The sequence below is a fragment of the Emergencia timonensis genome (assembly GCF_900086585.1).
GTDB lineage: Bacteria > Bacillota > Clostridia > Peptostreptococcales > Anaerovoracaceae > Senimuribacter > Senimuribacter timonensis.
Window position 1 is genome coordinate 1,625,213 of record NZ_FLKM01000009.1, and the last position, 18,982, is coordinate 1,644,194.

Genomic DNA, 18,982 nt, shown 5'->3' on the forward strand with positions numbered 1-18,982 from the left:
ATTTACTGTCGAACATAAAATGCTTTGCGTTTTTAAGTGGAGATAAATCATAGTGCATAATTATTCACGGTGGCGCATGTAATTTAGGGTCGCTGATTAACCATAAAACATGAGCGCAAGAACCATATATTGTTTAAGTAAATATTAGAAAACTAATCCTTTTGGATTGTGTAAACACGTGGGTTCGATTGGAAATTGTACAAATTATCTGACTGTTTTTGTAGATTTTTAAACTGTATCCTTATTTACTTTTTTGTATAACAGGAGTATAATAAAACCGTTATTTTGATATTTGGTCGAATATGGTCAGATATTGTTAGTTATTTATTTTTCTCACAGATTCGACAGACAACTGTCGTTGAACTGAGAAGGTGGTCCGAGTATTCGGACTGATAAGGAGGTATTATTAATGGAAGAAACCAAGAAAAAGAAATTTGCGGTACCTCATGTCTATATCCTGTTATTTGCACTCATTGCAATTTGTAGTATTTTGACTTACATCATTCCAGCAGGATCTTACGACATGATGATGGTGGATAAGCGTGAGGTAGTAGATGCATCTACTTTCCACAACGTGGCGCAGACGCCAGTGACTTTGATGCAGTTCCTGACCGCAGTACCGAGAGGTATGATCGAATCCGCACAGATCATCTTCTTCATCTTTATCGTCGGCGGAACGATGGGTGTGCTTCAGGAAACCAGATCTATCGAGGCAGGCATGGGAAGGTTGATTAAGGCGATGAAAAACGCGTCGATTTTAATCATTCCAATTGTTATGTTGTTCTTCTCCATCTGCGGTTCTGTATTTGGAATGTGTGAAGAGACCATCCCGTTCATTCCAATCTTCGTATCGCTGTGTATTGCCATGGGCTTCGACTCCATAACTGGTGTAGCCATCGTGTTCTGCGGCGCGGGCGCAGGTTTTGCAGGTGCCTTCATGAATCCGTTTACGGTTCAGGTTGCACAGGGCATCGCAGAACTGCCGCCATTATCCGGCATGAAATTCAGAATCGTCATGTACGCATGTTTCGTACTTCTGGCAATCGCATTTGTCATGAGATATGCAATCAAAGTTAAAAAGAACCCGCAGTTATCTTCAATGCATGCTTTTGACCAGACGAGAGAAGACGGCGTGGATTTAGACGATCTGCCAGCTTTCGGCGGAAAAGAGAAGGCGATTCTGATCATCTTCGTAGCAGCCATCGTTTTGCTGGTATACGGCGTCATCAAATGGGGCTGGTACATGAATGAAATCGCAGCCCTGTTCCTGGGCATGTCCTTCATCGTTGCCGTCATCGCTAGAATGGGCTTCAACAACTATGCCAACGTACTTGGTAAGGGCATGGCTGATATCGCCTCCGGCGCTTTGGTTGTTGGTTTCGCAAGAGGTATTTTGGTTGTTATGACAGACGGACAGATCTTACATACGATTCTTCATGCGGCTGCAGAAGGGCTTTCCAAGCTGCCTTCCATGGTTTCCGCTGTCGGCATGTACATCTTCCAGTGCTTGTTGAACTTCATCGTTCCATCAGGTTCCGGTCAGGCTGCTGTTTCCATTCCAATCATGGCTCCACTGGGAGATTTGGTAGGTGTAACTAGACAGACTGCAACGATTGCGTTCCAGTTAGGAGATGGTATTTCCAACATCTTCACGCCGACTTCAGGTTACTTCATGGCTGGACTTGCCATCGCAAAGGTACCTTGGGCGAAATGGGCAAAATGGATTCTGCCGTTAGTTGGACTTCAGTATCTGCTTGGCGCAATTTTCGTAGTCATCGCGCAGGCAATGCAGTTAGGACCATTCTAAACAAAAATGAGACGACTGAAAAATGGCATATTGTTTCGATATGCCATTTTCTTTTAAAGAGAGAAGGGTATTATGAACTATCATGAATTAAAGGAGAGAATTTATTCTGAGATTGAGAAGAACAAAGCGGAATTGACAGCGCTCAACGACGATATTGCAGATCACCCTGAAATTTCAGGAGAAGAATATGAAACATCAAAGAAGATTGTCAAGCTGCTAGATAAGCACGGATATCACACAGAGTATCCGTTCGCCGGTTTAGACACGGCTTTTAAAGCAGTATACGGAGATAACAATCATAAATACAAGATCGCGATTTTGACAGAGTATGATGCGCTGCCGGAAATCGGCCATGCCTGCGGACATTGCCTCAGCGGTTCCATCAGCGTTCTATCAGGCCTTGCAACAAAAAATCTGCAGGACGAACTGGACGCAGATATTCACGTCATCGGCACACCGATTGAAGAAACAGACGGCGCGAAGTGTACCATGGTAAAAAAGGGCGTCTTTGACGACTATGATATGGCGATTATGGTGCATCTGTACAATTCCAATATCGTAGCGCCAACACTGCAGGGATTAGCTTCCTATATGTATCAGTTTCACGGAAAAGCTGCTCACGCCTCCGCGGCTCCTTGGGACGGTGTAAACGCTTTCAACGCGGCACAGCTGATGTTTCACGCGGTGGACATGCTGCGGCAGCACTGCAAACCCGATGCGCAGTTCCACGGAATCATCAGAAACGGTGGTGAAGCGCCAAATATCGTACCAGAAGAAGTGACTGCAGAATTCTATATCAGAGCATTAGATAAACATTATCTGCAGGAACTAGTACAGAAAGTAGACGATTGTGCCAAAGGTGCGGCCATCGCCACACAGACCACTTGGGATAAATATGCCACGGCAGAGGTTTATGATAATCTGAAAAAAAATCCGACAGGCGTTTCTTCTTTAGAAGAAGTCTATGACGAGCTTGCGATTCCTATCAATGGCGATTCTAATAAGATTTTTGGCTCCTCAGATGCCGGCAATGTCAGCTTCGCTTGTCCGGCATTTCATCCGTGTCTGCAAGTCGTCGACGCCGATACGCCGATTCATACCAGAGGTTTTGCTGAGGCGATGAAAACAGAAAGAGCGCACCAGGCACTTGTGACGGGCGCTAAAATTATCAGTCTGCAGATTGCAAAAATTTTCAGTGATGAAGATAAAATCAACAGATTGAAAGCTGACTTTGAAAGGGATTAGTCATGTCTTATATAGTATTCTTTTTGCCGCCGGTGGTAGCGGTAATCGTGTTGCTTGTAGCGATTAAAAACGGATTTAACAAGCAAGCCTTTATGGTATCGGCTGGAATCACCATGGTAATCAACATGTTCGCAATGCATAAATTGACTTGGTATGGGCTGCTCTGTACGCTGACCGTACCCCTTGCCGCAATCTACATTTTGATTTGCCTATGGCTTTCCATCAGAGAACGCCGCGGTGACAGAGAATAGGAGGCTGACAATGGGAATCTTCGGTATCATCATGATTCTGGCCGTAATACAGCTTTTTGCTGTAGGCTCTATTATTCAGAGAGGAAATGCCTCTCTAATTCCTAATTTCTTGCTGGAAAAGATCACGAATCTTCCGGAATACTGCCGCATATTCGGCAATCGCTTAATTTTATTGGCGCTGGTTGGAATTGCATGTGCAGTCATGTCCTTTACATCAGTAGAATTCAGTACTCGGCCAATTTTAATCTTTGGTCTGGGCATCCTTCTGGTCATTGTTCTTCTGATTTTGGACCACAAGAAGTTTACAAAGTGAAACCGGGCTGTCTCTTGGATTTTGATAACCTTCGACAGCATGAGTGCATAGGAATCTTTGATTCCGTCATGCACTCTTTTTTTATGCATTTTTAAAATCGGTTTACACAGATTTCACACAATTTATTTATCTTAGTGACAAAGTAGGGTCATGGAAATTCCTTTTTTTACCCCTATAATGAAGATGCAGACACAGGAAAGGGGACATTAAAATGACATACCAAAACAACTTTAAACGTTATGAAAAGAAATACTTGATAGATGAGAAGCAATACAGGGACTTAATCGCCTTGATTTATTGTAAACTGGAGTACGACAGATATAAAAAATACAAAATCTGCAATATCTATTTTGATACACCCCAGTTTGATCTGATCAGGGAATCCATAGAAAAACCACTCTACAAGGAGAAGCTCAGGCTTAGAAGCTATGGCACGCCTGATCCGGAGGACTTTGTTTTTCTTGAAATTAAGAAAAAGTTTGACGGCATCGTCTACAAGAGAAGAATTTCTCTGCCATATCTGCAGGCGGTAGATTACTGTATCAATGGGAACCAGCCAGAGACCCATAATCAGATTACCAATGAAATCGATTGGCTCATGTCGAAGTATCAGCTTTATCCGATGTTATATCTATCTTATGATCGGCTGGCTATGAGGGGGATAGAGGACCCGCAGCTTCGAATCACCTTTGACAGCAACATCATATGGAGGGTCAATCAGCTTGACATGACGAAGGGGGATTTCGGCAATGTCAAAATGCCGTCAGGACAGTATATCATGGAAATCAAGACTAACGGAGCGATGCCGCTCTGGCTTTCAGGTGCTCTGAATGAACTGGCAATCTATCCTAAATCGTTTTCAAAGTATGGGACGATTTATAAAGAAGAACTATTCCAAAACATGTTGTTAGAAGAAGGAGGATTTTGTTGTGTTGAATAGTGTTTTAACAACAGATGCTGGTCTGGCCAGTGTCACAGCGCTGCAATTTATGGAATGTACGTTAGCGTCCATCGTGCTGGGGGTATTTTGTGCAATTATCTATATGTATCGAAACCGCTATAATAAAAGCTTTGTCGTTACCCTGGCATTGATGCCGCTGATTGTACAACTGGTGATCATGCTGGTCAACGGAAATTTGGGCGCTGGCGTGGCTGTCATGGGCGCCTTCAGTCTGGTCAGATTCAGATCTATTCCAGGAACAGCGAAGGACATCGGCAGTATCTTCTGCGCCATGGCGGTAGGGCTGGCCACAGGTATGGGATACCTTGCAGCGGCCTTGGTATTCCTGGTTTGCTTCTCTATCGTCAACGTGATACTCAATATGAGTAAGTTCGGAGAAAGGAATCAGGGAGAGAAACAATTAAAAATTACCATACCGGAGAATCTGGATTATATGGGGATTTTTGATGATCTATTTGAAAAATATACCAAGGGTTATCAGTTGACACAAGTGAGAACTACCAATATGGGCAGTCTTTTTGAACTGACTTATACCATTAATCTCAAGTCCGAGCAGGAAGAGAAGCAGTTTATCGACGACATCAGATGCCGTAACGGTAATTTAAAAATCGTCTGCGGGTTAAACCCAGAGAACAAAGAAATGATATAGGAGTGTGCAATGAAAAGGATTGGAAAATATATCGCTTCTGTACTGCTGGTTTCCCTTTTGACGATCGGTCTGGCAGCTTGCGGCAAAGCAGAAAATAACAGTCAGTCTGGTGAAAACAGCGACGATACCATCATCTCGGGGAAGGTCGACGTAAAATATACGAGCAGAGATTTAGCAGGCACATGGCGGGAGGAGAACGCGACGAAAGTGAAGCTTTCTGGCGATTCCTATACCATCAAAGAAGCTGGCGTTTATGTTTTTTCAGGAACTCTGAAAGATGGGCAGATTATCGTAGAGGCTGGAGACACGGACAAAGTGCAGATAGTACTGAACGGAGTGGACATCAAATGTGCAGACGGTCCGGCCATCCTGATAGAGAATGCCGACAAAACGTTTATCACCCTGGCTGAAGGATCGGAAAACACAGTAGCCGATGGTAAAACTTGCGCGTCTGCTGAAGACCAGCCTTGGGGCACAATCTTCAGCAAAGATAATTTAACCATTAACGGATCAGGGAAGCTGGTGGTAAAAGGAAACTATAGACACGGCATCGTTTCCAAAGATGATTTGAAAGTGACCGGAGGTGAAATAGAAGTCACTGCCGTAAAAGACGGCCTGAGAGGAAAGGACAGTGTAAGAATTTACGATGGCAGGATTACAATTTCCGCCCAAGGAAATGGAATCAAATCTAATAATGAGAAGGATGAAAACAAAGGGTTTATTTCGATAGACGGCGGGGAAATCGACATAAAAGACGTCTCCAGTCAGGGAATGGAAGCCTATCAGGTGGCTCAGATGACAGGCGGCACGCTGAACATCGACAGCAGTAACGAAGGAATACAAGCAAAGAATATCTACATCAAGGACGGCACGCTCAACATCAATGCAGCAGATGATTGCCTAAATGCAGCGGACAGTCAGTCGACCGGATCGGAAGAAAAGCAGGACGGTGTAAATTTAGAAATTGTAGGCGGAATATTGAACCTGTCAACCACTGCAGGCGATGGACTGGACTCTAATGGCGATTTGACTGTCAGCGGCGGTACGACGATTTTACAGGGTTCTTCTGGCGGTGTAGAAGTGAATCTGGATTACAACGGAGAAGGTACCATCAGCGGTGGTACGGTGATCGGCGTAGGGAATACGCAGATGGCACAAAACTTTGGAGAGAACTCCACCCAAGGAGCAATTCTATATGGCGGCAGCAACTACAGTGCAGGCACCACCGTGACGTTAACCGATGCCGACGGTAAAGAGCTGGCTTCAATGAAAGCAGAGAGGAGCTTCTCCTGCGTGCTGGTCAGCGCACCAGGTATGATAAAAGGGGACACCTATAAATTGAAAATCGGTGATGACACGACAGAAGTCCAACTATCTTCAATCGTCGTAAGCGAGGGTATTTCCGGACAAATGGGCGGCGGAGGACGCGGCCCCGGCGGAGATAGGAACGGCACTCCCGCAGAGATGCCTGAAGAAGGTCCCCAGGGAAGACCTGATTAATTGAAAAAGAGTGGCAGTTTGCAGATTGACATGATAAAATATAGCTAAAATGTCAATGATTACATTAAAGGATACGAGATATGAAAAAGAAAATTATTTTCATCTTGCTGCTGACTGCCGTCGCTTTGTTCAGTTTCACAGGCTGTGCAGACGAAAACAGGGCGTATCAGGTCATAAAAAAGGATATTATGTTAAAAAACGAGGAGGGTACCTATACCAAAGCCCAGGTCATCGCTCCCTCAGACTTTGAAGAAAAAAGCTATCCTCTGGTGACCTTAAGTCACGGCTTTCGAGGCAGTATGGATACTGCAGGAGGAGAGACTCTGGCTGAGAACCTGGCAAAAGCCGGATTTGCCACCATTAGAATGAACTACAGTCACTACACAGACCAGGAGAAGGACGAGCAGACCGATCAGTATACCGTAGAAACCATGATTAGCGATCAGCTCCTTTGCATCGATTACATGATAAAAAACTATCATGTCGATCAAAGGAGAATCGGTTTATATGGCAGAAGCCTGGGCGGCAGAGTTGCCATGATTATGGCAAACGAAAACAGGGGCGAATATGATTATAAGGCCTTAGCCCTCATTGCACCGGCCGGCAATGAAAATGCGCTGCAATATTATATGGGTGGTGAAAAAAAGTGGCAGAAGATGAAAAGGGTGGCCGAAGAAAAGGGCAGTATTACCCACCAAGGCGTTGTGCTCACACCTGATTTCTTTCGCACCATAGAAGAGAACGTTCCTTCTCAGAGCGGGGAGAAATTCAAACATCCAGTGCTGGTCGTCTATAATACGGAGGATTATGTAGTGTTGCCAGAGACCAGCCTTGCATGTGCTAAAGCTTACAAAAATGCAGAGGTGACGAAAGTAACGTCTGAAAAAAGTCCCCATGGATATGAGATGAGTTTCAAACATTCAAAATTAAAAGAACAGCTGACAGAAAAAATCATTGAGTATTTCAGAAAAAATCTATAGGAAATACGTCCTCCGGATGACATTTCTTATGTTATAAATAAAAGGGCTTGAACCCTGTTGGTCACAGGATTCAAGCCTTTTATCATTTTAATAGATGATTATCTTCTTGGCTGCGGTCTCTTTGGTGGAGGACACTCGCATTCACATTCTTTTTCATCTTCGCAGTTCTGTGTATCACATTCTTTAATTCCTGCAGGGAACAGACTTGGGAATGTTGTGCAGATGGAATTTCTCTGCAGCGGCGCTTCTGCATAACCAGTAGACAGGACGCAGAGCTGAACAGGAACGACGATTTTCTTTTCGCAAGTCAGGCAGATTGCTACGATTAAATTACCGCAGACATTTCCATCTGGCTCGATGTTAAGATCTCTTCCAAAGTTGTTGGTTGCAAGTCTGGCTTCACAAGCGGAATTGCAGAATTCTGTAAAACGCGGCAGGAAGGCCGTGTCGATCGTGGAAGGCAGACAAATTTCGAAGAAATTAGTAAGTACCATCGGCTGATCTTTTGTCGCGATGTTGACATTTGCACAAACTGTGAAAATAACTTCGTTATTGCAGCTGTCGCAGAGGAGCAGATCCAGTTCGATCAGCACGTTTCCGTGGATACAAACTGTCTGTGTGCCGAAAACCGGCGTACCCATGCATTTTTCATCGCAGTCAGAAGTCTCTGCATACATGATTCTTTCTGAATATGTACCGTCAGCGCCGACTACGCTTAAGTAATTACCTTTCGCATCTTTCAGGAAGGAAGCTCCTGAAATGCTGGTATCCACATCCAAAGTCAAATTCTTTGGATCCTCGACATTTGTTGGATTGAAAAACCTCTTACATCTGATATCTATCACGCGTTTAATTCTGTGTCCGACAGGAATGCATGGCGTAAATACCTGATCGTTAAATGTTTTCATCCCCTGTAGGTTGAACTTCACAGCATCGAACACCTGCTGCACATAAATCGGCGCAGTGACAATGCTGCTCATGTCTCCGTCGAACTCACACAAATTACTGGCATTACAACAGTTTTGATAGAGGTCCGGTGTTACTCTAGTGCCAAAGCAACTCATAATTTTACCTCCTTGTAGGTTACATAATCTTTCGTGATTAGTATATGAATTAGAGAGTTTTTGTGTTACAATAGAATATTAAAGAAGTAAACAAAAAACTCTATATATTAGTATATGGCAGACCATGGTGAAAGGATAACAAAATGGACAGAGAAGATGAAAAAAAAGACGAAAAACTTTTAAATGACGAAGAAGAACGTCATGGAGCCAGGCATGCCAGCATAGCTATTCTTATCATCGTACTAGCTATTTTTGCTGCAATTGTTTTATTTAGTGGAATTCTGGGTAATTTTTTTGGTAAGAAGGCAGAAAATATCGTATTAATCATCATAGCCGTCATCCTGGCAGTTATGTTATATAAATCGAAGAGGAGTTAAAATCATTATGATCATCAATAAAAAATTAAACTCTGGCATCAGAATGGTATTGGAAGAGATTCCTTACGTCCAATCTGTCGCTATCGGAATCTGGGTCAAGACCGGAGCCGTAGATGAAGATGAAAAATACGCAGGTATTTCACATTTCATCGAGCATATGATGTTTAAAGGGACAACGAATAGAAGCGCCAAGAAAATTGCCGAAGACATCGACAGAATTGGCGGGCAGATCAACGCTTTTACCGGAAAAGAAGCGACCTGCTACTATGTAAAAGCCATTGACAGCAATTATAAGGAAGCGGCAGACGTTTTGATCGATATGCTGACCCAGTCTTTATTAGATAAAGAAGAAATGACAAAAGAGCGTCAAGTCATCTGTGAGGAAATCAAAATGACCCAGGATGCGCCTGACGATTTGGCCCACGATACCATTACCGCTATGATTTTTAAGGGAAATGATCTGGGCAAGTCTATCATCGGAACACCGACCTCCTTAAAGCGCATCACGCGCAGTGTTATGAGCAATTATTTTGCAAAAGAGTACACCAGGGATAACATCGTCATTTCCGTCTCAGGAAATTTTGATGTCGATGAAATCTGTGAGTACTTTGACGATAAGTTTATGGAGCTGCTGCCGTCGAAGGAGGAGAAGAATCCTGCCTTTGCGCCTTATGCACCTTCTTATAAGAGCATCACAAAAGAAATTGAGCAGTCTCACATCTGTCTTGCTACAAAGGGCATTCCTCTGGGCGATGACAGATATTATGCTTTCTCCATCTTAAACAACATCATGGGAGGCAGTATGAGTTCGCGGTTCTTCCAGAACATCAGAGAAGAAAAGGGGCTTGCTTATTCCGTCTATTCCATGAACGGAGCTTTCAGCGGCGACGGTTACTATAACATTTATGCAGGCGTCAGTCACGACAAAATCAAAGACGCCATCTGCGGCATCAGAGAAGAACTGGCCCTCCTTGACGAAAAGGGCATCAGTGCTGAAGAACTGGAGTCCTCCCGGGCACAGCTGAAGGCGGCCTACGTCTTTGGTCAGGAAAATGTAGCAGGCAGAATGTTTAAGAATGGAAAGAACACCATTCTCACCGGCAAGATCAGTACGCCGGAAGAGGTCGTCAAAGGATTCGACGATGTGACCATGGACGATATCGAAAATATGAAAAGGCTCATCTGTGACTTTTCCAGCTATTCTGCAGTGGTCGTATCAAAAAAGCATATTGAATTAAAGCGAATTATGAAGGGGGCCCTATGAAAATAAGAATTATCAGCAAAAGCGGGGTCATTCCCGAATACAAAACCTCTGGGTCAGCAGGGTTCGACCTGCCTGCCTATCTTGAGGAATCCATCACGTTAAAGCCTGGCGAAAGAAGACTGGTCCCCACAGGTATCTTTATGGAACTACCGCCTGGATATGAAGCCCAGGTGAGAGCGAGAAGCGGCCTTGCCATCAAAAACGGTATCGGATTAGTGAACGGTATCGGAACGGTGGACTCCGATTACAGAGGCGAGCTGCTTGTTCCCATGATTAACTGGGGGGAAAAGGATTTTACCATAAGAGACGGGGATCGTATTGCCCAGGTCGTCATTACCAAGTATGAGCAAGCCACGTTTGAGCTATCAGAGAGTTTAGACAATACAGAGAGAGGCGCTGGCGGTTTCGGACATACAGGAGTTTAATTATGCTGTATCGAGAAGATTTAGAAAAAAGAGAAGCGTTGTTAGCACCTTTGGCCTGCAGATCGTCTGCGTCCAAAGGCAGAGAAGTCTATGAAGAACCGTGTAAGTTCAGGACAGAGTTCCAGAGAGATCGGGATCGAATCATCCACTCCAAGGCTTTTCGGCGCCTGATGCATAAGACACAGGTTTTTCTTGCGCCGGAGGGAGATCATTATCGCACCAGGCTGACGCATACCCTTGAAGTCACGCAGGTTGCCAGAACCATAGCCAGAAACCTGGGTCTCAATGAGGATTTGACCGAGGCTATCGCCATGGGACATGATTTGGGCCATACGCCTTTTGGTCACAATGGAGAGATGGTGCTCAACAGCATCCATCCAGGCGGGTTTCGGCACAACGAGCAGAGTTTACGAGTTGTCGAGGTCCTTGAATCTACGCCAAGCAGAAAGGGAATGAATTTAACTTTTGAAGTAAAAGACGGCATTCTCAATCATACCGGGAGCCTGCCTGCTGCAACTTTGGAAGGGCAAATCGTAAAAATCAGTGATAGAATCGCCTATATCAATCACGATATCGACGATGCCATCAGAAGCGGCGTCATCTCGCTGGCGGATCTTCCTGAAGAACCCCTCGCGTTATTTGGCACGGGGCACAGAGAAAGAATTGACTGCATGGTCTCCAATGTGGTGACCTATAGCGATGGGAAAGACAGTGTGTCAATGGATGCCGAACATGCCAGGCAGCTGAATACTCTGCGGAACTTCATGTTTTCTAACGTCTATAAGAGTAAAAAAGTCAAAAAAGTAGAAGACTTGACAAAGGTAGAAGAAGTCATTGGCTCTCTCTATCACTATTTTCTAAATCATCCGCAAAAGCTGCCGGAAGATAATTATGAACAGCTGGAGCGGGACGGCATTCACGTTGTAGTGAAAGATTATATAGCGGGAATGACCGATAGATACGCATTAAATTTATATGCAGAAATAATTTTAAAAAAATAAAGGAAACACCTTTATCGTGTAGAATAATATTTTATAAGGGAAGTGGAAATGTTAATTTCCAAGGCAAAAAATCAGGAGACAATCATGGGCTTTTCTTTTTCGAATTCTACAATTGAAAATTTGAAAAACCAGATAAACATTATCGATGTAGTCGGACGGGTTGTCCCGCTGAAGAGGGCTGGCAGCAACTATAAAGGTGTTTGTCCATTTCATAATGAAAAGACACCTTCTTTTGTTGTTTCTGAACAAAAACAAATTTTTACCTGCTTTGGCTGCGGGGCTACTGGCGACGCCATCGAATTTGCCAAACGATATTATAACTTGGACTTCTCTGAGGCAGTAGAAAAACTGGCGGGTGAATATGGCATTTCTTTGGAGAAAAACACCTTTCACGACAATAGAGAAATCTATTACAAGGTTAACAAGCTGGCCGCAAACTTTTTCTATAAAGCTTTTACGGAAAAAGCCAACAAAGGTTATGCTTATATGAAGCGTCGAGACATTTCACCAGCAATCCTCAAAAAGTTCGGTATCGGTTACGCCGATGCACAGTGGGACAGCCTGTATAAATATCTGCTGTCACAGGGTGTTGACAAGAAAATCATGCTGGAACTGGGACTGGTATCAGAGAGCAAAGGCAAATATTATGACAAATTTAGAAATCGCGTGATTTTCCCCATCATCAATACCAGCGGCAAAGTCATCGGTTTTGGCGGCAGGGCAATTGACGCAGAGGATAATCCAAAGTACCTGAATTCAGCTGAAAGCAAAATCTTCCAGAAGAAATACAATCTTTACGGCCTGAACATTTCCAGGCAGAGCGTAGGAAAAGAGGGATTCATCATATTGGTGGAAGGGTATATGGATACCATCGCCCTTTATCAGAGCGGCATTGAGAATGTGGCAGCCTCCCTTGGAACTGCCCTGACAGAAAATCAAGCCAAATTGATCAAACGTTATACGAAAGATGTAATTTTGTCCTATGATGCTGACGGCGCCGGCAGAGCTGCCGCTCTCAGAGGTTTGGACATTCTGCGAAAAGAAGAGTGCAAAGTCAAGGTCCTGCATGTAACTGACGGAAAGGACCCTGATGAGTACATAAAGAAAAACGGCAAACAGGCATTTCTCAAACTGGTCGAAAATGCGCTCCCTTATGGCGATTATAAACTGGAATCAGCGAAAAAAGGCTTTGATTTATCGAAAGATGAAGACAAAATTGATTATATAAAAAAGGCCACGGATATAATAAGACAGTTAAGTCCTGTAGAACAGGAAATTTATATAAAAAAAACTGCAAAAGATTTGAAGATTGCCGAAGGTGCGATTAGAATGGAACTTTTAGGCAATGATAGTACTGAAAAAGCTTCATTTACTCCTGTTCGTGAGGAAAAAGAAGAAGTTTTGAATTCTGAAATCACACCGATTGAAAGGACTTTGCTGAAGGTAATGCTGACTGACGAATCATATATCAGCAGAATATCTGATTTTCCACAGATTCTGGAAAGTGATTTTGCCATTAAAATATTTGAAATACTAAAAGAAGAATACCTGAAAAATCAATTTATTGATTTGAACAAAATCATGGACGGCCTGACAAGTGAAGGCGCCGCCTGTCTTCAGGAAATTGTAGATGATGTAATCGTAGGAGGCAATGAAGAACAAGTATTCAACGATTGTATCAGAACCTGGAAAGACAAAAACTTAGCAAAAGAAGAACAGCGACTGATTAGCTTATTGTCTATGGCAGATGAGGAAGATAATCAGGAAAGAATAAGAGAACTGACAGATCAGTTAATGAAAGTGCAAAAAGAACGAAAAACCAATAGTAGGGGGATATAGAATGAGCACAGATGGAAAAAAAGAAGTTAACAATTTAAATGAAGCATTTGCCAACATGACTCCTGATCAGATCAAGAAAGAGTTGATTACACAGCTTGCCAAGAAAGCGAAAACAAAGAAAAATGTTTTAACTTATACGGATATGGCTGATTATCTCGATGCTTTTGATTTGGACAAGAATGTCGTTGACGAAATCTACGAATCACTTCTCGCAAAAGACATAGAAATTGCCAGTGAAACTGAACCTGAAGATTTTGCCAGCATTTTAGATGGCGACGACGATGACTTGGATGCAAATGAAGACGACGGCATCGTCGTTACAGAATCCGGAGAAATCGATATCGAGGCGACTCTGCCAAAGGGTATCGCAGTTGACGACCCAGTGAGAATGTATCTAAAAGAAATCGGAAAAGTTCCTCTACTAAGCGCTGACGAAGAAATTTTACTTGCACAGAAGATGGAAGCCGGCGACGAAGAAGCAAAGAAAAAGCTCTGTGAGGCAAACTTGAGATTGGTTGTCAGCATAGCGAAAAGATATGTAGGCAGAGGGATGCTCTTTTTAGACTTGATTCAGGAAGGAAATTTAGGACTGATCAAAGCCGTCGATAAATTCGACTACAGAAAAGGATACAAGTTCTCAACCTACGCCACTTGGTGGATTAGGCAGGCCATTACCAGGTCCATCGCAGACCAGGCGAGGACGATCAGAATCCCTGTGCATATGGTAGAGACGATTAATAAGCTGATTCGCGTTTCCAGACAGTTGCTGCAGACGTATGGAAGAGAGCCGACGCCGGAAGAAATTGCTAAGGAAATGGGCATTTCTGTAGATAAGGTGAGGGAGATTCAGAAAATCGCTCAGGAACCGGTTTCTTTAGAAACGCCTATAGGCGAAGAAGAAGACAGTCATCTTGGAGACTTTATTCCAGACGACGATGTTCCTGCACCGGCAGAGGCTGCCGCATTCTCTATGTTAAAGGAGCAGCTGGTAGAAGTGCTGGATACTTTGACCGAGAGAGAACAGAAGGTTTTGAAGCTGCGGTTTGGTCTTGAGGACGGGCGTTCCAGAACGCTTGAGGAAGTAGGCAAAGAATTCGACGTAACAAGAGAGAGAATCAGGCAGATTGAAGCGAAAGCACTTCGAAAACTTAGACATCCGAGCAGAAGCAAAAAGTTGAAGGATTATTTGGAGTAATTTTGATGAAGCTTAGTGAAAGATTACAATTGATCGCTGATGAAATCAATAAAGGAGAAACCATGGCCGACATTGGTACTGACCATGGTTTTTTGCCGTTATACCTGCTTGAAACAGGCAAATGTCCCCATGTAGTGATGGCGGACATCAGTTCGGGATCTTTAAAAAAAGCGGAAGACAACTGCAGGGCACTTCATCCTGAGCGAGAGTATAATCTGCGTCTGGGCAACGGCATCGACGTTTTGCAAGACGGCGAAGTCGATGTGGTAGTGATCGCAGGCATGGGAGGACTTCTGATCGCAGATATTCTGGAATGGAATCTGGCAAAAAGTCGTTCCATCAAGCGGTACATCCTGCAGCCGAGAAATCATGTGGGCAGACTGAGACATTGGCTCGCTGATAACGGGTTTCTTATTACAAAAGAAAGTTTAGTGAGGGAAGGAAAATTTATCTGCGAAATTTTGACAGTTAACAGCGGATTTCCCCAATCAAAAGAAGCAGCGCCGTACTCGGCTGCCTTCGATTATCCCGACAGTCTTTTGACCTTCCGAAACCATTTGACGAAAGAATACTTAGAAAGAAAACTGGAAATTGAAGAGAAAATATATAAAAATATTTCTGCGCACAGCAAGTCTGTAGAAACTGAGACAATCAGCTGCAGGGAAAGAATCAATCGATTGGAGCACTTGCTGGAAAAATTATATGACGAAAACCATGGCGCAGAAGCAAGCCTGTAGGAGAAAGAAAATGAAAAAGAATGAATTAATTAAAACAATCGAAGCTTTCTGTCCCTCTGCAACAGCAGAAGACTGGGATAACTGCGGTTTCCAGGTGAATTGCGGAAAAGAAGAGATTGCATGTGTGTTAGTTTCATTGGAGGTGACCAACGAAATTATTGACGAGGCTATAGAAGAGGGTGCGGATTTTATTCTCACTCATCATCCGCTGCTGTTCCAAGGTATCAAGAAGATAGACAATAACGATGTAATTGGAAACTATATTATTCGTTTAATTCAGAATCAGATTTCAGTTTACTCCTGCCATACAAGCTTTGATAAGCTGCCGGGAGGCAACAATGACTATATTGGAACACTGTTAGAGCTTTCCAACGTCAGACCCTTCGACAATGATAACGGGTTCTGCCGAAAAGGGAACACGCTCTTCGAAACCACTTTTATTGAAGTGGTGCATAAGGCAGCTGAATGCTTTGATATCGACGAAAAATACTTTAAGTGCGTAGGGGATCTGACCACGGCCATCGATACCATCGGTTGGTGCAGCGGTGCAGGCAGCGACTTCATAAAAGCGGCGGCGGCAGAAGGCTGCGACCTCTATATTACTGGCGATCTCAAGTATCATGAAGCGCAGTTGGCAAAGGAGATGGGCATTTGTATTCTCGATGCGGGTCATTATGGCAGCGAAAAAATCTTTGCAGAAAATATGGCCGATTTCTTACGGTCGGGCTGCAAAGATGATGAGATAGAAATATTGGAATCCATGACAGATATCAATCCGTTTATATAAAATAGTGGATTTTTTTTCTGAACTATGATAAAATTACATGGTTATGGGTAAGCCAGACAATCGCGTGCAGAGATGCATGAGGAAAGTCCGGGCTCCGCAGGGCAAGGATGCCGGATAACGTCCGGCGTAGGTAACTATAGGGAAAGTGCAACAGAAACATTCCGCCGAAACGGGTAATGCCGTGGTAAGGTTGAAATGGTGAGGTAAGAGCTCACCGGCGTCATGGAGACATGACGGCCGTGTAAACCCCATCCGGAGCAAGGCCAAAATGGGCACAAAAGGTGGCTGCCCGTCACCGCCCGAGAGGTAGGCCGCATGAGCGTGCAGTAATGTTACGCCATAGATAGATGATTGTCTAATACAGAACCCGGCTTATAGGCTTGCCCATACTACTTTAACGCCTCGGCGTTAGTCATATAAAGGAAAATTTAAACAATAAAAAAGGAAGTGAGGTTTGCGGATGACGACAGAAATTGACGACAAAGACAAAAACAATAAATTACAGAATGACAACGAAGCAGATAAAATGGGGACCGCCCCGGTCGGCAAACTCCTCGCATCTATGGCTTGGCCAGCGATTCTGTCTATGACTATCAATGCGCTTTATAACGTAGTGGACAGTATGTTTGTAGCTATGGTCAGTCAGAAAGCGCTGACTTCAGTGTCCCTAGTACTGCCGATTCAACTGTTGATGATTTCTCTTGCAATCGGAAGCGGTGTCGGTGTCAACTCTCTGATATCGCGGAGGCTTGGCGCTAAACGTTTTGACGAAGCTGATAAAGCAGCTGGAACCAGTATTCGAATTGGACTCTTTAACTTTATTATCTTCGCCTGTGTAGGCATTTTCCTAGCGAAGCCATTTATGCAATTATATACCGATGACCAGGAGATCTTTGATGGTGGTGTGACTTATCTGAAAATCATCACGATCTTTTGTTTTTTCAGCATGGTAGAGGTACAGCTGGAGAAAGTACTACAGGCCACTGGCAATATGATCGCGCCGATGATTATCAGCCTCAGCGGTGCAGTGACAAATTTGATACTTGACCCGATTTTAATTTTCGGTCTGTTCGGTGCTCCAAAGCTGGGAATCGCAGGAGCAGCCATTGCTACGGTAACTGGTCAGGCAGTAGCTTTATGTGTAGCGATTTTCATGGTGTTTAAAAAAGAGCACGACGTAAAAATACAACTGAAAGGATTTAAGATGGACTGGAAGGTTGTAAAAGATATTTACGGCGTTGGACTTCCTTCTATCATTATGCAGTCCATCGGTTCCGTCATGCTCCTCGGCTACAATGCAATCCTGGTAGCTTCACCGACAGCTGTGGCAGTGCTAGGCGTATATTTCAAACTGCAGTCGTTTATATTCATGCCTGTATTTGGTCTCAATCAGGGAGCCATGCCGATTATGGGATATAATTTCGGAGCCAAGAACAGAAAAAGGCTGATGCTGGTTTACAAGAATTCACTGATTACGGCAATCGTAATCATGACCATTGGTACGATTCTTTTTCAGGCTTTTCCGGGCGTCTTCCTAAAGATGTTCAGCGCAGATGCCCAGATGATGGAAATGGGTGTGCCTGCTCTAAGAATCATCAGCATCTGTTTTATTCCGGCCGCTTTCGGAATTATGACATCTACCCTGTTTCAAGGAACGGGACACGGTGTATATAGTCTAATGGGATCATTGATCAGACAGCTTATTGGAATTCTGCCGCTAGCATATATTATCTATCATATGGCTGGAATTACAGCATCCTGGGCATCTTTCCCATTGGCTGAAATTATCGGATTAATTTATTCAGCTGTGATGCTGAAGGTGTTATACCAAAAAGAAATAAAGACCTTGTAGTCACTCTTCAAGGTCTCTATCTTTTGAATCTTGTTTTACAAGATCATAAATCAAAGGATCTCTGATCAAATGTTTCCAACATGTATATGTGGCTTGGATAAATTTGGGATCCAGAGGGAATTCTTCCTCGATGAGAGGGCATTCATAGGGGAGCGCTGTGTCGTTCCACACGAGGGATAATACTTCGTTATCATCAATATGAGGGGTCAAAGGAAAGGTTCTGCATTGCATGGGCCTTTTTTCTCTAGGACAGATTGGCGGCGTCTTACAGCGTACGAAGTAGACCTTCCCTTTCCACGAGTCAGGAAAATCAAAATCTTCCGCTTTTTCGCTGCTCCAGTGAAGCCAGCTCTCATCGTGCAGATGCAGTTTATCTTCTCCCGGAAGCAGATAGATTCCCAAATCCTCATCATCATTGCCGCAGTTGCAGCAGGCCGCATTGCAGAGGTTCCCGCAGTCAAAGGGGACGGGGGATACTAGATCCAATAGTCTGTATATTGCTTGATAGGTGCTTTTTCTGATAGTGCTTTTTATCATTTTATGCTGATTCCTTTCTTGTGACAAGGTAATTATACCACATGCATACCGCTGAAAATGGAATTGAAGCATGTGATTCAATAGTTCTTTCCTTTCGACAACGTCGGAAGATCGTGGAACTATTATACCACATGCATACCGCTGAAAATGGAATCGAAGCATGTGATTCAATAGTTCTTTCCTTTCGACAACGTCGGA

19 protein-coding genes and 1 other RNA gene are annotated in these 18,982 nt (G+C 43.7%); 18 read left to right on the plus strand and 2 right to left on the minus strand.

Annotated elements, in window-relative coordinates:
* Positions 1 to 409 precede the first annotated feature (409 nt).
* The 8 genes from BN6539_RS18580 to BN6539_RS18615 all read left to right on the plus strand — a co-directional run bounded on the left by BN6539_RS18580 (position 410) and on the right by BN6539_RS18615 (position 7,706).
* Positions 410 to 1,807, plus strand: a complete 1,398-nt coding sequence (locus tag BN6539_RS18580) for a YfcC family protein (protein WP_067541765.1) — start codon at positions 410 to 412, stop codon at positions 1,805 to 1,807.
* A 72-nt stretch (positions 1,808 to 1,879) separates the two neighbouring features.
* Positions 1,880 to 3,052, plus strand: a complete 1,173-nt coding sequence (locus tag BN6539_RS18585; protein WP_067541767.1) for a M20 family metallopeptidase — start codon at positions 1,880 to 1,882, stop codon at positions 3,050 to 3,052.
* Positions 3,053 to 3,054: 2 nt separating this feature from the next.
* A complete protein-coding gene (locus BN6539_RS18590; RefSeq protein WP_067541769.1) occupies positions 3,055 to 3,303 on the plus strand; it encodes a hypothetical protein in 249 nt (82 codons plus the stop codon).
* Positions 3,304 to 3,313: 10 nt separating this feature from the next.
* On the plus strand, positions 3,314 to 3,616 hold the full coding sequence (locus BN6539_RS18595) for a hypothetical protein (protein ID WP_067541771.1): 303 nt from the start codon (positions 3,314 to 3,316) through the stop codon (positions 3,614 to 3,616).
* Positions 3,617 to 3,827: 211 nt separating this feature from the next.
* Positions 3,828 to 4,556 carry a polyphosphate polymerase domain-containing protein gene (locus tag BN6539_RS18600; RefSeq protein WP_067541773.1) on the plus strand — a complete coding sequence of 243 codons (729 nt, stop codon included), beginning with the start codon at positions 3,828 to 3,830 and terminating at the stop codon, positions 4,554 to 4,556.
* Positions 4,549 to 5,226 (plus strand): DUF4956 domain-containing protein, encoded by a 678-nt coding sequence (locus BN6539_RS18605; protein ID WP_330385107.1) that lies wholly within the window; start codon positions 4,549 to 4,551, stop codon positions 5,224 to 5,226. The genes BN6539_RS18600 and BN6539_RS18605 overlap by 8 nt, the downstream gene beginning before the upstream one ends.
* A gap of 9 nt (positions 5,227 to 5,235) precedes the next feature.
* Complete coding sequence (locus BN6539_RS18610; protein WP_067541777.1) at positions 5,236 to 6,726, plus strand: carbohydrate-binding domain-containing protein; 1,491 nt, start codon at positions 5,236 to 5,238, stop codon at positions 6,724 to 6,726.
* Positions 6,727 to 6,806: 80 nt separating this feature from the next.
* Positions 6,807 to 7,706, plus strand: coding sequence for an alpha/beta hydrolase family protein (locus BN6539_RS18615; protein ID WP_067541780.1), 900 nt, complete (start codon positions 6,807 to 6,809; stop codon positions 7,704 to 7,706).
* 98 nt (positions 7,707 to 7,804) lie between these two features.
* On the opposite strand, the gene BN6539_RS18620 is transcribed toward BN6539_RS18615, so the two are convergent.
* Entirely contained in the window at positions 7,805 to 8,770 is a 966-nt protein-coding gene (locus tag BN6539_RS18620) for a hypothetical protein (RefSeq protein WP_067541782.1), read from the minus strand.
* Between the two features lie 143 nt (positions 8,771 to 8,913).
* Between BN6539_RS18620 and BN6539_RS18625 the strand changes: the two genes are divergently transcribed.
* From BN6539_RS18625 to BN6539_RS18670, 10 genes are all read left to right on the plus strand, one after another.
* Positions 8,914 to 9,147 (plus strand): hypothetical protein, encoded by a 234-nt coding sequence (locus BN6539_RS18625; RefSeq protein ID WP_067541784.1) that lies wholly within the window; start codon positions 8,914 to 8,916, stop codon positions 9,145 to 9,147.
* Positions 9,148 to 9,154: 7 nt separating this feature from the next.
* Positions 9,155 to 10,411 (plus strand): M16 family metallopeptidase, encoded by a 1,257-nt coding sequence (locus BN6539_RS18630; RefSeq protein WP_067541786.1) that lies wholly within the window; start codon positions 9,155 to 9,157, stop codon positions 10,409 to 10,411.
* Positions 10,408 to 10,836, plus strand: a complete 429-nt coding sequence (gene dut / locus BN6539_RS18635) for a dUTP diphosphatase (protein ID WP_067541788.1) — start codon at positions 10,408 to 10,410, stop codon at positions 10,834 to 10,836. Before BN6539_RS18630 ends, dut begins: the two co-directional genes overlap by 4 nt.
* Before the next feature lie 2 nt (positions 10,837 to 10,838).
* A complete protein-coding gene (locus tag BN6539_RS18640; protein WP_067541790.1) occupies positions 10,839 to 11,837 on the plus strand; it encodes a deoxyguanosinetriphosphate triphosphohydrolase in 999 nt (332 codons plus the stop codon).
* 84 nt (positions 11,838 to 11,921) lie between these two features.
* Positions 11,922 to 13,676: a DNA primase gene (gene dnaG, locus BN6539_RS18645; protein WP_067543540.1), complete on the plus strand. Its 1,755-nt coding sequence runs from the start codon at positions 11,922 to 11,924 to the stop codon at positions 13,674 to 13,676.
* A 55-nt stretch (positions 13,677 to 13,731) separates the two neighbouring features.
* Positions 13,732 to 14,871, plus strand: a complete 1,140-nt coding sequence (gene rpoD / locus BN6539_RS18650) for an RNA polymerase sigma factor RpoD (RefSeq protein WP_067543542.1) — start codon at positions 13,732 to 13,734, stop codon at positions 14,869 to 14,871.
* A 5-nt stretch (positions 14,872 to 14,876) separates the two neighbouring features.
* Positions 14,877 to 15,608 carry a tRNA (adenine(22)-N(1))-methyltransferase gene (locus BN6539_RS18655; RefSeq protein WP_067541792.1) on the plus strand — a complete coding sequence of 244 codons (732 nt, stop codon included), beginning with the start codon at positions 14,877 to 14,879 and terminating at the stop codon, positions 15,606 to 15,608.
* A 10-nt stretch (positions 15,609 to 15,618) separates the two neighbouring features.
* Positions 15,619 to 16,395, plus strand: coding sequence for a Nif3-like dinuclear metal center hexameric protein (locus BN6539_RS18660; RefSeq protein WP_067541794.1), 777 nt, complete (start codon positions 15,619 to 15,621; stop codon positions 16,393 to 16,395).
* A gap of 44 nt (positions 16,396 to 16,439) precedes the next feature.
* Positions 16,440 to 16,786, plus strand: an RNA gene (rnpB, locus tag BN6539_RS18665) — RNase P RNA component class A.
* 69 nt (positions 16,787 to 16,855) lie between these two features.
* The gene (locus tag BN6539_RS18670) at positions 16,856 to 18,247 is read left to right on the plus strand and encodes an MATE family efflux transporter (protein WP_067541796.1); all 1,392 of its coding nucleotides are present in this window, start codon (positions 16,856 to 16,858) and stop codon (positions 18,245 to 18,247) included.
* Here the strand turns inward: BN6539_RS18670 and BN6539_RS18675 are convergent, their stop codons facing one another.
* Complete coding sequence (locus tag BN6539_RS18675) at positions 18,248 to 18,784, minus strand: hypothetical protein (RefSeq protein WP_067541798.1); 537 nt, start codon at positions 18,782 to 18,784, stop codon at positions 18,248 to 18,250. It lies immediately after the preceding gene.
* Positions 18,785 to 18,982: the final 198 nt, after the last annotated feature.